Origin of the sequence: Adhaeribacter aquaticus DSM 16391, from assembly GCF_000473365.1 — a bacterium.
In the GTDB taxonomy this organism is placed as follows: domain Bacteria; phylum Bacteroidota; class Bacteroidia; order Cytophagales; family Hymenobacteraceae; genus Adhaeribacter; species Adhaeribacter aquaticus.
On the sequence record NZ_KI421517.1, the window covers coordinates 2,320,015 to 2,333,631 of the forward strand.

The window sequence follows — 13,617 nt, forward strand, 5'->3', positions numbered from 1 at the left end:
CTCCTTTTCAATTTCCTTACAAGCTGGCATACACCAAACTGCCAATATTTCTTAGTATTTAGGCACAGTTGGATCTATCTGATCAGACCAGGCCAGGATACCACCTTTCAAGTTGTACAGGTTATTATAACCATATTTCTGCTCTAAGAAAGTAACGGCATTACCACTACGGGCACCACTTCTACAATGAATAACTACCTGCTTATCTTTAGAAATTTTATCTTTCTGAACATCAACCTGGCCTAATGGAATTAGCTCGCCACCTAAGTTGGCAATTTCAAATTCGTGCGGTTCCCGCACATCTATTAACTGAAAATCGGCGCCACTGTCGCGTAATTCTTTTAGCTGTTCAACGGTTATTTCTTTCATATTCTTTTCATCGTTTACTTTTTCATCTACTAAACAAGAAGCATCTGCCTCTACTTTTAATTCGGTTATGGCTGCAACTTTGGGATTTTTCCGGTACCGGATTATCCTGCTTTCCGCTGTTAATGCATCGTATAGCAATAATCTTCCGGCTAACGTTTCACCCACTCCGGTTACCAGCTTAATAACTTCATTGGCCTGCATGGAGCCCACAATACCCGGCAAAACACCAATTACGCCACTTTCAGCACAATTTGGTGATGCTCCCGGCACCGGATATAAGTCGCGGTAATGCGGACTGCGGTCTCCTTCTTTGGCTATGGCATTAAAAACACTTACCTGCCCTTCAAACCGGTAAATGCTGCCATAAACCAAAGGCTTTCCAGCCAGTACACAGGCATCATTCAGCAGGTAACGGGTCAGAAAATTATCGGTCGCATCTACAATTATATCATAGGGCGCTATTACTTCCAGCACGTTTTCCTTTGTTACTGCCTCATTCAACACTACAATTCGGGTAAAAGGGTTTAAAGCTAAAAGCCGCTGCTCTGCTAAAAACGCTTTAGATTTACCCACATCCGCCGTGGTAAACAAGATTTGCCGCTGTAAATTACTTTCCGATACCGTATCGCCGTCTGCAATACCTAAGGTACCTATTCCGGCAGCCGCCAGATACAACAATACCGGACTACCTAAACCACCTGCTCCAACTACCAGTACTTTAGCTGCTTTTAGCTTTTGCTGGCCTCCCATTCCAATTTCCGGAATGACCAGGTGTCGCTGGTAACGGTTTATTTCTGCCCGGTCTAAATTCTCCAAAGCCATTTCCTACTATTCCGGTTGGTTAAGTGTTTAATTAAAAAAATAAAAAGCCTTTCCGAAAAACGAAAAGGCTTTTTATTTTTTTATATCAATGCAAAATGATACCAAAATTAGCTAATAGCAAACCTTTCCGCGCTAAACGCACCCATACAACAGCAACAAGTTGCTTTATAGAAGGTCCGAGCGTTTTTAGGTTGTTCTTGCATATTAATTTTCTTTCTGAACGGCACAAATTTATATACTATTCATAAGATATAAAAACAATAACGGCAATTATTTAAAAGCGTTGCCTTAACGGACTTTACATAAAAATCCGCCGTTTAGTAAAGAAGGTTTATTATACCGGAATGGTTCCCCATTTGGCATCGTCATCACGCCGCCACTATTGGCTACAATGGCCTGACCAGAAGCTGTATCCCACTCCATAGTAGGCCCTTGCCGATAATAAATATGTGCCTTTCCTTCGGCTATTAAACAAAATTTAAGTGAACTGCCGGCTGTAATACTGGAAACAATCGGGTATTGCGCCAAAACAATCTCTTCTTCCGGTGAGGCATGTGAACGACTCCCCACAGACACCCATTCAGTAGCTTCGGCATTTACCTGAAGCTGTATGGTAGTACCATCCGGGGTGCGTTTAAAACTTCCTATGTTTTCGCCGCCCCAATACAGGGTTTGTTGCACCGGCACATAAATTACGCCTAATACCGGACGTTCATTATGAATAAGTGCAATGTTTACGGTGAACTCACCATTGCGCTTTATAAACTCCTTTGTTCCGTCCAAGGGGTCTACACACCAAAAATATTCCCAATTTTTCCGCTCTTCGTAAGCAATACTTGCTCCTTCTTCCGATAAAATGGGTATTTCGGGGGTTAACTTTTGTAACCCTATTTCAATTACTTTATGGGAAGCTTCATCTGCTAAGGTTAACGGCGATTCGTCGGTTTTCAATTTCACCTGTAAAGCCTCTTCCGGATGATTATATACCGTTAAAATAGCCTCACCAGCCTCTAATGCAATTTTCAACAGTTGCTCAATATTTATTTGGGACAGCATAAAAATCTGATTAAGCGGCAAAGTTAGAAAGGATGCGCAAAGTCTGGCACATTTCAAATATTTTTAACCAAAGCCAACCGGTAACGCAAAAGCCTTTTATTTTTCAGGTCCTTCTTCCGGGTAATGCTCCGGATCCAAGCGGTGTAATTTATCTAAGGCCTGAGAAAATTTTGCCCGCACAGCCTCATCATTGGTGGCTACCTTCTGGTCTAAAGGCAAATTACTTAAACCCATTTCTTTTTCTATGGCCTGCAAATGAAATACATAAATATCCACACTACTAACCGCATCTACTGTAAAATCTTGATTTTCTTTGGTCATAGTGGCTACAAACCTGTTCTTCATCTCTTCGGCCAGCCTTATCTCCTGGTAAATAAACGCCCCCGGGTCCGGATTACCCCTTTCTATTTCTTCCTTCAGCCGTTCTTTAAATTACTTAATATTTAAGTCCATGGTTCCTCCTTTTACTTGCCGCAGTTCCTAAACAAGTCATTACAATATATCCATTTCATAAACTCAGAATATTCCTGCTTAGTTTTATGGAATAACAATTAATCAGGAGCAGCTTTTGAAGCTTTTTTCATTAATAATCAAACTTATTTAAATAATTTTTAAATAATTAAACATAACCTCGTAATTTTGGCCTCCAAAACTTTAACCCTACAAATGGCTGAAAATATTTATCCCATTTTTGACCAAACCCTGACCCGCCAGGATAAGGAAACCTTACTTAAACAACGGGCAATAGTGGTTTGGATGGCCGGATTATCTGGTTCGGGGAAAAGTACCTTGGCCAAAGGCCTGGAGCGGGAACTACACGCCCAAGGTTTTTTAACAGAACTGCTGGATGGCGACAACCTGCGCAGTGGCATTAATAATAACTTAGGATTTTCTGAAGCGGATCGGTTAGAAAACATTCGCCGGTCGGCGGAAACAGCAAAATTATTTTTACAGGCTGGTATGGTAACTATTTGCTCCTTAATCAGTCCAACCGAAGAGGTGCGCCAAATTGCCCGTAATATTATTGGAGAAGCAGACTTTTTTGAGGTGTATGTAAATGCCCCTTTTGAAGTATGCGCCCAGCGCGATGTAAAAGGCTTGTACAAAAAAGCTTTGAATGGCGAAATCAAAAACTTTACCGGGTTAGATGCTCCTTTTGAGGCACCTGCTAATCCGGATTTAGAAATTCGTACCGACCAGGAAGATTATTCTACCAGTTTACATAAACTTATCAATACATTGCTGCCTCGCATCAAACCTAACAATTGAGGTGGCAGTTGCATTAATTTGAATATTTTAAAATAGTAAATCGTTAATCAGAAATAATAAGTCCTGGAATATCGACCAAGGCTATAGACTAAATAAAAAATGTCTCATTCTTATAAATTAAGTTATCTGAAGCAACTAGAGGCCGAATCCATTTTCGTAATTCGGGAAGCCGTTGCTCAGTTTGAAAAACCGGTTTTATTATTCTCCGGAGGAAAAGATTCTATTGTAATGGCGCATTTAGCCCGTAAGGCTTTCTGGCCAGCTAAATTGCCATTCCCTATGCTTCACGTGGACACCGGGCACAACTTCCCGGAGACCCTGGAGTTCCGGGATTACCTGGTAAATAAAATTGGCGCCCGCTTAATTGTGCGTACCGTTCAAGACTCCATCGATCAGGGTTTAGCTGAAGAAGAAAAAGGGCCTAACCCAAGCCGCAATGGTTTACAAACCGTTACATTGCTAAGCGCGGTGGAAGAATTTAAATTTGATGTGGCCTTTGGAGGGGCACGTCGCGACGAAGAAAAAGCCCGTGCCAAAGAGCGTTTCTTCTCTCACCGCGATGAATTTAGTCAGTGGGATCCGAAAAATCAGCGACCAGAATTATGGCATTTATACAATGGCCGTAAAAATCCGGGCGAACATTTCCGGGTATTCCCGCTAAGTAACTGGACAGAGTTAGACATCTGGCAATACATTGCCGAAGAAAATTTAGAATTACCTTCTATTTATTTCTCGCACCAACGCGAAATAGTAAACCGTCAGGGCGTACTTTTGGCCAAATCAGAATACATTACTTTATTAAAGGGCGAGGAATACGAAGAAAGAACCGTGCGCTTTAGAACCGTTGGTGATATGAGCTGTACGGGTGCGGTAGAATCACCGGCCAGTAACCTGGAAGATATTATTGCGGAAGTAGCTGCTGCCCGGGTAACGGAGCGTGCTGCCCGTGCCGACGACCAGCGTTCTGAGGCGGCCATGGAAGACCGGAAAAAACAAGGTTATTTCTAAGCCCCTACCTGTTTGATGGTTCATTGCTTTTAGCGCTGACCCAATTATTAAAAGTATTTGTTAAACAAAATTGAAGCTAAAGGCAAAACGCTGCTAGCTAACTATAATGGACATAAAAGAACAAAAGAAAGAAGCTGACTTGCTCCGTTTTATTACCTGCGGAAGCGTAGACGATGGCAAAAGTACCTTAATTGGCCGCCTGCTTTACGATACCAAAACCATTTTTGAAGATCAGCTGCAGAATATAGAAAAAACGAGCCAGATGCGCGGCGAAGAGCACGTAAACCTGGCTTTGTTAACCGATGGCTTACGCGCCGAGCGGGAACAAGGTATCACCATTGATGTGGCTTATCGGTATTTTGCTACGCCAAACCGGAAATTTATTATGGCCGATACCCCGGGTCATATTCAATATACCCGGAACATGGTTACCGGAGCCTCTACCGCTAACCTGGCCATTGTTTTGATAGATGCCCGTAAAGGAGTTATTGAACAAACCTGCCGCCATACGTTTATTGCCTCTTTGCTTAAAATAGACCACGTTATTTTGTGTATAAACAAAATGGACCTGGTTGATTACAGTGAGGAAGTATACAATAAAATTAAAGCTGATTACGAAGATTTTATTTCCCGTTTAGATATTCCGGATGTTCGCTATATTCCGGTAAGTGCTTTACAAGGCGATAATATCGTTAATAAATCAGAGAAGATGGCTTGGTACCAGGGCCCTACCCTGCTGTATACTTTGGAATCTATCCATATTGGCAGCGACCTGAACCTGATAGATGCCCGCTTCCCGGTACAATATGTATCGCGGCCACAAACTACTGAATATCACGATTTCCGGGGTTATGCCGGCCGGGTAGAAGGTGGAGTATTTAAACCAGGTGATGAAATCACTGTTTTGCCTTCCGGATTCAACAGCAAAATTGCTTCCATCGAAACCTTTGATGGCGCGGTAGAAGAAGCTTTCTCGCCCATGTCAGTTACCATGACGCTGGAAGATGAGATAGACATCAGCCGTGGCGATATGATTGTAAAGCCTAACAATCAACCACAGGTAAGCCAGGATTTAGAAGTAATGATTTGCTGGATGAATGAAAAACCGTTGGTTAAAGGCAAAAAATACATCGTTCGCCACACTACCCGCGAAGCGAAATGCCTGGTAAAAGAAATCCGCTATAAAATGAATATCAATACCCTGCATAAAATCGAAGACGACCTTACTATTGGCCTGAACGATATTGCCCGTATTGCTATTCGCACCACTGTACCGTTGTTCTTTGATGAATACCGGAAAAATACCGCAACTGGTAGTTTAATTCTGGTAGATGAGTTTACCAACGAAACATTAGCGGCTGGAATCATTTTATAATCAAGGCTTATTTCTAATTATAATCGCCTTGCCTGCCAGGCAGCTTACAATATTTTAATCGTATGAAGAAAGTTTTAAGGAAGTTGGATGGTGGTGAGTTTATAACAATAGAATACAAATCGCACGAAGGCTGGGTTTACGTAAACTGGATAGGTTTACAATCAGTAGAAACAGTAAAAGCCGGAGGCGAAGCCATGCTGGAAGCTTTGAAAGAAACAGGTTGCAGTAAATTTTTAAACGATAACCGGGAACTGGTGGGACCTTGGGATAAAGCTAATGATTGGGTGCAAACGAATTGGACACCCCGCATGCTGGAAGCCGGCCTCAAATACCTGGCCTTTATTGTGTCCCATGGCCGTTATGGCAAGTTATCAGCCGAGGATGCCCATAGACGGATTGGCAATAAGTTTGAAATGAAACTTTTTGACTCGTACGACAAAGCTACTACCTGGCTGCAAAGCGTAAATTAAAATAAGGATTCACAAACAAAAAACGCCAGACTTATTCCTCTGGCGTTTTTTTGTTTTTATAGCTTTCAAAACCTTCTATCCTCTAATCGCACTCCAGAAATCATAGTGCTGGATATAAAAACGCCTGCCTTTAATAGGTCCCGCTTTCTAAATTCTTTCCTGGAAAATCCATGAGTTAAATTATCCTTCCTCTTTGATTATTATATTACTTTATAATCCAGGCAATATAAAGCGTACCTGCGCCACTACCCGGAGCTAGAAGTCTATATACCTGAACCTGAAAAGAGAGCTTTTAAGTAGTATATTTCAAATACCTGCACCAATTCTTTAAGTCACTGGAAAAACTTAAAACCTAAAATGAGCCTGCAAAGCACTGAAAAGGTTAATCAGTTTTGAATAATTTTCAACTCAAAACTGTTAACTTCAAACACTGAAACAAGAAAGAGAAAAGATGCGCGTATTACATACTTCTGATTGGCACCTGGGAAAACGGTTGGAACAATGCGAACGCACCGATGAACACCAGCACTTTTTAGACTGGCTGGTGCAAACCATTCAGGAGCAGCAAATTGAATTACTTGTCATTGCCGGGGACATTTTTGATACCGGCTCTCCTTCCAATACCGCCCTTAAACAGTATTATGATTTTTTGTGGCACATGCGGCAAACCTGCTGCCGCGATATTGTAATAATTGGCGGCAACCACGATTCGGTTTCCACCTTAAATGCTCCCAAAGAACTCCTGCGTTATTTTAATGTGCATGTAGTGGGCGGCGCTACAGCCACTATTCAGGAAGAAATAATTCCTATTACCGATAAAACTGGTCAGGTGCAGCTGGTAGTTTGTGCGGTTCCTTTTTTACGGGATAAAGACATCCGTTTATCAGTGCCCGGCGAAACTTACGAAGAACAGGAAGCCCGTTTAAAGCGGGGCATTTGTGCCCATTATGAAGAGCTGGTGCAACACATTCAACCTTACAAGCAACAGCAAATTCCAGTTTTAGCTACCGGTCATTTGTTCGCGGCCGGAGGTTCTGCCTCCGATAGTGAAAAAGAAATTCACGTAGGTAACCTGGGGCAAATTTGTGGCGACCAATTCCCGCTTGAATTTGATTATGTAGCGCTAGGTCATTTGCACCGCCCACAAAAAGTAAACGGGTTCCAGCACATTCGTTATTCCGGTTCGCCAATCCCTTTAAGCTTTAGTGAAGTAGAAGACAGAAAAATAATCCTGATCCTGGATTTTGAAGAAGGCCAGTTAAAGCAACTGGAAGAAATAGAAGTACCGGTCTGCCGGAAGTTAATTCGTTTTAAAGGCGATTTGGACAAGATACGGACACACCTAACTACCTTTGATAACGGCACCCATACTTACCCCGCCTGGGCGGAAATTCAGGTAGAAACTGAAAACTTTATTCATGACCTGGAAAATCAGTTAGCCGGTTTTTTACAGGATAAAAACCACCTGCAAATAATTTTCTCCCGGCAAACCCGGTTAATTGCCCAGCAAACTTTAGATACGCAATTACCGGAAATGCAAAGCCTCCACGAGCTTCTTCCAAAAGAGGTTTTCCGGAAGAAGTGCGAATCTACCTTTCCAACGGAGGACAATTATGATGATCTATTATTGGCTTTTGATGAGTTGATGGAATTAATGCACCAGCAGGAGGGCACTTAAGAATTCGCCTAACCCAAATAGTTGATTACAACAAATTTACTCCCCTGCCAGAAGGTATTTATTAATTAATTGGAAAAATACCAGACACTGTTTATGCACCTAAGTTCGTTCAGAGATAAACGCTAAACTTAATTAAAATCAAAAGCAGCCGGTTAAGAAAGATAACTGGCTGCTTTTGATTATCCTAATTCCACAAATCTTATCAAAAAATTCACTGGGTACAAAACCGAGCAGTTCTTAAAAATTTGCTGTTTTTATCCAGAACAAAATCTAATTCAGTTTAAATTGAGCCACAGGTAAGGCAAAAGGAAATTAAACTATTATTTTTGTTTATAGGTAAGCGGGCAGGTTCTCTATAGCATCCTTTGCCCGTGTTTTAATGCAAGCTTATTAGAGCAAGAAGTAGCAACTCCTTTCTACTTTTATTAAAAATAACCCACAGGCGTACATGAAAATATTAGGTATCCGTTTTTTAAATCTTAATTCATTAAAAGGCAACCACGAAATTCGTTTCGATAAAAGCCCTTTTCTGGAGTCTGGTTTATTTGCTATAACGGGACCTACCGGTGCCGGCAAAACCACCATTCTGGATGCTATTACCGTGGCCCTTTACGGCAAAGTACATCGCCACGACCGTGATGCCTTTGAAATAATGACCCGCCATACTTCGGAGTGTTTTGCGGAAGTAGAGTTTGAGATAAAAGAGAAAGCCTACCGCGCCAAATGGTCGCTGCGCCGGAGCCGGGGCAAAGCCGATGGCAAACTGCAGGATGTAAAAATGGAGTTGAGCGAGGTAGCTACCAATGTAATTCTGGAATCTAAACTTACGGAAACCAAGAGCCGCATAGTAGAACTGACGGGCCTGGATTACAACCAATTCTTGCGGTCGGTTATGCTGTCGCAGGGCGATTTTACCCGCTTTTTAAAGGCCAGTGAAAGCGAACGCAGTGAATTACTAGAAAAAATAACGGATACAGGTATTTATTCTCAAATATCGGTATGGGCTTTTGATAAAGCCAAAGCCGAAAAAAAAGAATTGGAAAACCTGCGGGCTAAGTTAAACGATGTCGTATTACTCTCTCCCGGCGAACAAACAGATTACCGCACCAGGTTACAGGAACTACATACCGAAGAAAACACCATCCGGCAAACCAGGCAGGATTTGGATAATAAACTAAATTGGCTCCGCAACCTGCAAAAACTGGAAACGAAAAAACAGGAAGTGGCCACGCAATTGCAGGAACAAACGGCTTTGCAGGAAGAACAACGTCCGGCCCTGGACCGGTTGCAAAAGCACCAACAGGCATTAGTTTATAAACCCAACTTAACTGCTATAACTACAACACAGGATTATTGCACAACTATTTCAGTTTCCTTAGAGGCATTAAGTCAGCAGTTACCGGAACAGGAAAGTCAGGTTAAAACAGTCCGGGAGAAGTTAGCGGCCTTACAGATTCAGGCCGAAGAAGCTACTAATAACTTAAGCGCTATTCAGCCGGTACTGGAGAAAGTTATTCAGCTGGATGCGCACATTCAATATAATCAGGATCACTTAAAACAAGTTATAGCAGTCCAAACAAAACTGGCCGAAGAAGTAAACCAGGCCGAAAAAGTTACACAGGAAAAAGAAACAGCACTAGCTGATTTAAATAAGCAGGTTATTGCGGTACAGAACTGGCTCCAGGAACACGAAAACGAAGCTTGTTTAGAGAAAGAATTACCAATTTATGAACGTTATTTAACCGACCTGCAAAAAATAACTTCTGAAAAAGGAAAGTTAACAGCCGAAAAAGAACAACTCACCCAAACCCAGCTTTCAGGACAGCGCACCGTAAAAATGTTCCAGGAAGAAATTTCTCACATAAATAGTTCTTTAACCAATTCGGAAAAGCAAAAGCAGGAAATTCAGGTTCAGTTAAAGGCAAGCCTGGCAGGACAAACCTTAACCGAATTAGAAGCTACTGCTAATACATTGCCTTCGCTGATAAATATCTGCGGGCAACAAGCCCAACTGGCGGCCCAGTACCACCAAAGGCAAGAAAGGCTACAGCTTTTAACTACGCAAAGGGAAACCAATACCAAAAACCTGATAGCTGGCCAGGAACAGTTAAAGCAATTCCAGGAGCAACAAACCCAGGCCGAAACGCATTTAAAAAATTTACAGGCTTTGGTAGAGTTACAAATGCGTATTCAGAAGTACGAGACTGACCGGGAGATATTACAACCGGGCCAGCCTTGTCCGCTTTGTGGTTCAGAACATCACCCGTTTGTGGTGCACCAGGTAAAAAACCAGGTTACCGAAGCTGAGGAGAAACGAAATGCTTATCAGGATTATGTAACCAGCTTTGGTACCCAGGTAAACCAACAAGCAACGTTGATGGCCAAATTGGAAGCCCAAATCAAAGCCGAAGAAGAACAGGTAAGTCAGCTTAAAACCGATATAGCTTCCCTGCTACAAAACTTCCAGGAAAATAATACCCGTTTACCTAAGTTTCTGGATATTGAGAAACGAACAGTTATTGAAGCTGTGCTGCAAAAGAAGCAACAGGATTTAGAAGCAACCCAGCGTACCATTGCCCAGATACGCCATTTTGAGACGCAATTAAAGCACCTGGAAACAACTGTATTTACCCAACGGGAAGAGTTGGCAAAAACAGAAAGCCTGTTAACCCAAACAGAAGAAAAACTAAAAGATGTAGGTAATAACGGGTTTCGGGTGCAGGAAGCGCTGGATGATTTGCAGGAACAGGAGGCTAATATTTCGGAAGAAGCCAGCTCATTCTTGTCCCGCTTTAACTTAACCTTTGATTATAAAAAAGGAGCTGAACTAACCACCGAATTAGCTAAAAGAGCGCACCGGTATACCAAAGGAACGGAAAAACAACGGGAGCTACAGCATTCCTTGACGCAAACCGAAACAGATTTACGTAACCTGAAAGACATACTAATTGAGAAGAAGACGGCTTTAAAATTCCAGGAAGCGGAGTCAGAAAGAAAAAGAGATAGCTTAAAAGCTATAGAGCAGGAACGTTTTGAGCTATTTGGTACCAAAGAACCAACATCGGAGCGTACCCGATTACAGGAAACTGTAAATCAGAAAACAAATTTAGTAGAAGAGCTGCGGGCCGAGTTACAACAAAAACAAGAACAGCTGCGGGTTAGCCTGGAGCAACAGGCAGCCCAAAACCGCGACTTAGAAAAGCTAAAACAAGAATACGAAAAGCTTAAACACCAACTGCAAACGCAAATTCAGCAAGAAGGTATTAATTCCATTGAGGCGCTGGTTCAACTGTTTTTATCGGAGGAAGACGCCCGGCAAATAGCGAGCAAGCAACAACAACTGGAAAATAATATTGCCTCCTGTACCAGTTTGTTAAAATCTACGGAAGCCGAAATAAAACAGGAATTAAGTAAAAACCTGACTTCGGAAGAACCTGAATATTTGCAGGACCAACTACAAAAACAGGAGGCGGCGCTAACTTCTCTTAACCGGGAAATCGGACGACTGGAACAAATCTTACAACGGGACGAAGAATTAAAAGCAAAGCACCAGGCCATTGCCGAACAAATAGAAGTGCAACAGAAGGAATTTATCCGCTGGGATAAACTAGCCACTTTAATTGGATCGGCGGATGGCAAAAAGTTCAGCAAATTTGCCCAGGGACTAACCTTAGCCCGTTTGGTGGTGCTGGCTAACCACCACCTACTAAAAATTAACCAACGGTACCGCATACTTAAAAGCCCGGAACAGGATCTGGATTTACAAATAGTGGATACTTACCAGGCAGATGCCGTACGCCCTATGACTACTTTATCCGGCGGAGAAAGCTTCCTGGTTAGTTTGGCCTTGGCCTTAGGTTTATCGGATTTAGCTGGCCGACAAGCTCAGATTAACTCTTTATTTATAGATGAAGGATTTGGCACCTTAGACGCAGAGACGCTGGATACGGCTATTTCGGCCCTGGAAAACTTACAGGCCAGCGGCAAAACTATTGGGGTTATTTCACACGTGGAAGCACTGAAAGAACGCATCAGCACGCAAATTCAGGTACAAAAAATGGCCGGTGGTACCAGTAAGTTACGGGTGGCTGGTCATGTTACGGACAGCTTTGCTTAGAAAAGTTTCAGGTTTGCACTACCGTGGTTTTTAATCCGGCAAACGCTCCCGGTGCCAATTTGCCTAATACAAAAGCTTGTATTTCGGTTTCACCAACTTTATAAACGTTTATATCCTGCAAGTGCTGTTCCAGAAAATTAACCAGCTCCCGGAACCGGTTTGCTTCCTCCTCCCCTACCATTTCTTCCTGCACCATATTCCGGAAGAAATGGTTTAAGTTGTCCTTTTCTACGCTAGCTGCAGATTTACCCGCTAAATTTATAATAGCTTCGTCTGAAGGACACTCTGCTTCGTCCGTCTTTAGCTGGATTACTTCTAAAGGATAATCACTTTCACTTATGTAATATAATCCATCAGCAAGCTCTTGTAGCTTATTTATAATAGCATCAGGTAAAAGAATTTCATCAGGCATAAATAAAAGAGCAGTTTTAGCAATTAAGCAAAAGCATTATTCTTTACGGGTTGGTCCGGCATCTCTTTTGGCTTCCAGCACATCCTGAATGGCTTTAGGTACATTCGAAAGTAGATCATAGCCGGTTTCGCTCTCAATTTCATCTACCGTAGTGCGGTAACGGCCCCAGCTAGGACTAATGGTATTGGCATTGGCAGTTTTTACGGCTATAACCCGCGTATCGATTGTTATGCGGTTTAAATCATTATCTCCTTCTGGTAATATTACCAATACTTTCCAAATGTAAGCCGGCACCGTTATTCTGCCATTATCTATTGTTTCAACCGAACCAGTAGCGCCTTTGCCACCTTTGCCATAGCTTCCCATTATTACATAAACTTCGTTTCCCGCATCTACCAGCGAGCGGGTATACTCTTCCATATTGCCCCATGTTTCGCGGTTATTCACCGGAGCCTGGGGGATTATGTTAGTCATCAGAAAAGTGGCAGCGTTATCTTCTTCTGTGCGGGTACGATCGGCGGAAGGGCAATTATGGCCACGGTCAAAGCCTGTATTGGTATAGCTCCTAGGCGAGGCCCGGTACCAATCAGCCGGCAAGGAAGGGTCTGCCCGAAAATTATCCTGACGGTCAGCGCCGCCTATCCAGTCTTTGTTTACGTGCCAGCTTACCCAATTAGGTGTGCCCCGATCCCGGCTATAAGAAAGTACGTACTGAGGCCTTTCCAACAGGTAATTATTATGGTTGCTAATATCTGCGGTGGCATAGCTGGGATTCCCTAAAAGTAAATGTTCCTGGGCACCGGTTACTTTTTGGATATTTCCTACTGGTGCCTCACTTCCGGGTTCCGTAGTTGCTTCTCTTGTGGTTTCGGTTGATGCCTGTTGTGAACTTTCCGGCCCTCTGGTACAGGTACCCAAAGCAGTAAATAAACCTGCCAGCACCACGAAGACTAGAAAAATAATAGAATTATTACGCATATTTTTGTAGTAATAACATTCAGTTAGTAATGCCAAATAAATAAAAGAGAATCATATAAACCA

General features: G+C 42.5%; 11 protein-coding genes. 6 read left to right on the forward strand and 5 right to left on the reverse strand.

Features of this window, described 5'->3' with window-relative positions:
* Nucleotides 1–51 precede the first annotated feature (51 nt).
* From moeB to ADHAQ_RS0112305, 3 genes are all read right to left on the reverse strand, one after another.
* Nucleotides 52–1,191 (reverse strand): molybdopterin-synthase adenylyltransferase MoeB, encoded by a 1,140-nt coding sequence (gene moeB / locus ADHAQ_RS0112295; RefSeq protein WP_026463190.1) that lies wholly within the window; start codon nucleotides 1,189–1,191, stop codon nucleotides 52–54.
* A 288-nt stretch (nucleotides 1,192–1,479) separates the two neighbouring features.
* Nucleotides 1,480–2,247, reverse strand: a complete 768-nt coding sequence (cysQ, locus tag ADHAQ_RS0112300; RefSeq protein WP_026463191.1) for a 3'(2'),5'-bisphosphate nucleotidase CysQ — start codon at nucleotides 2,245–2,247, stop codon at nucleotides 1,480–1,482.
* Nucleotides 2,248–2,343: 96 nt separating this feature from the next.
* The gene (locus ADHAQ_RS0112305; protein ID WP_026463192.1) at nucleotides 2,344–2,592 is read right to left on the reverse strand and encodes a hypothetical protein; all 249 of its coding nucleotides are present in this window, start codon (nucleotides 2,590–2,592) and stop codon (nucleotides 2,344–2,346) included.
* Between the two features lie 321 nt (nucleotides 2,593–2,913).
* On the opposite strand from ADHAQ_RS0112305, the gene cysC reads away from it, so the two are divergent.
* The 6 genes from cysC to ADHAQ_RS0112335 all read left to right on the forward strand — a co-directional run bounded on the left by cysC (nucleotide 2,914) and on the right by ADHAQ_RS0112335 (nucleotide 12,164).
* Nucleotides 2,914–3,516, forward strand: a complete 603-nt coding sequence (cysC, locus tag ADHAQ_RS0112310; protein ID WP_026463193.1) for an adenylyl-sulfate kinase — start codon at nucleotides 2,914–2,916, stop codon at nucleotides 3,514–3,516.
* Nucleotides 3,517–3,615: 99 nt separating this feature from the next.
* Nucleotides 3,616–4,524: a sulfate adenylyltransferase subunit CysD gene (gene cysD / locus ADHAQ_RS0112315; protein ID WP_026463194.1), complete on the forward strand. Its 909-nt coding sequence runs from the start codon at nucleotides 3,616–3,618 to the stop codon at nucleotides 4,522–4,524.
* Between the two features lie 106 nt (nucleotides 4,525–4,630).
* Nucleotides 4,631–5,899 (forward strand): sulfate adenylyltransferase subunit CysN, encoded by a 1,269-nt coding sequence (gene cysN / locus ADHAQ_RS0112320; protein WP_026463195.1) that lies wholly within the window; start codon nucleotides 4,631–4,633, stop codon nucleotides 5,897–5,899.
* A gap of 62 nt (nucleotides 5,900–5,961) precedes the next feature.
* The gene (locus ADHAQ_RS0112325; RefSeq protein ID WP_026463196.1) at nucleotides 5,962–6,369 is read left to right on the forward strand and encodes a hypothetical protein; all 408 of its coding nucleotides are present in this window, start codon (nucleotides 5,962–5,964) and stop codon (nucleotides 6,367–6,369) included.
* A gap of 451 nt (nucleotides 6,370–6,820) precedes the next feature.
* Nucleotides 6,821–8,047: an exonuclease SbcCD subunit D C-terminal domain-containing protein gene (locus ADHAQ_RS0112330; protein WP_026463197.1), complete on the forward strand. Its 1,227-nt coding sequence runs from the start codon at nucleotides 6,821–6,823 to the stop codon at nucleotides 8,045–8,047.
* A 448-nt stretch (nucleotides 8,048–8,495) separates the two neighbouring features.
* Nucleotides 8,496–12,164 (forward strand): AAA family ATPase, encoded by a 3,669-nt coding sequence (locus tag ADHAQ_RS0112335; protein ID WP_026463198.1) that lies wholly within the window; start codon nucleotides 8,496–8,498, stop codon nucleotides 12,162–12,164.
* Nucleotides 12,165–12,171: 7 nt separating this feature from the next.
* Here the strand turns inward: ADHAQ_RS0112335 and ADHAQ_RS0112340 are convergent, their stop codons facing one another.
* Complete coding sequence (locus ADHAQ_RS0112340) at nucleotides 12,172–12,576, reverse strand: nuclease A inhibitor family protein (RefSeq protein WP_051359884.1); 405 nt, start codon at nucleotides 12,574–12,576, stop codon at nucleotides 12,172–12,174.
* A gap of 36 nt (nucleotides 12,577–12,612) precedes the next feature.
* Complete coding sequence (locus ADHAQ_RS25520; RefSeq protein ID WP_051359885.1) at nucleotides 12,613–13,554, reverse strand: DNA/RNA non-specific endonuclease; 942 nt, start codon at nucleotides 13,552–13,554, stop codon at nucleotides 12,613–12,615.
* Nucleotides 13,555–13,617: the final 63 nt, after the last annotated feature.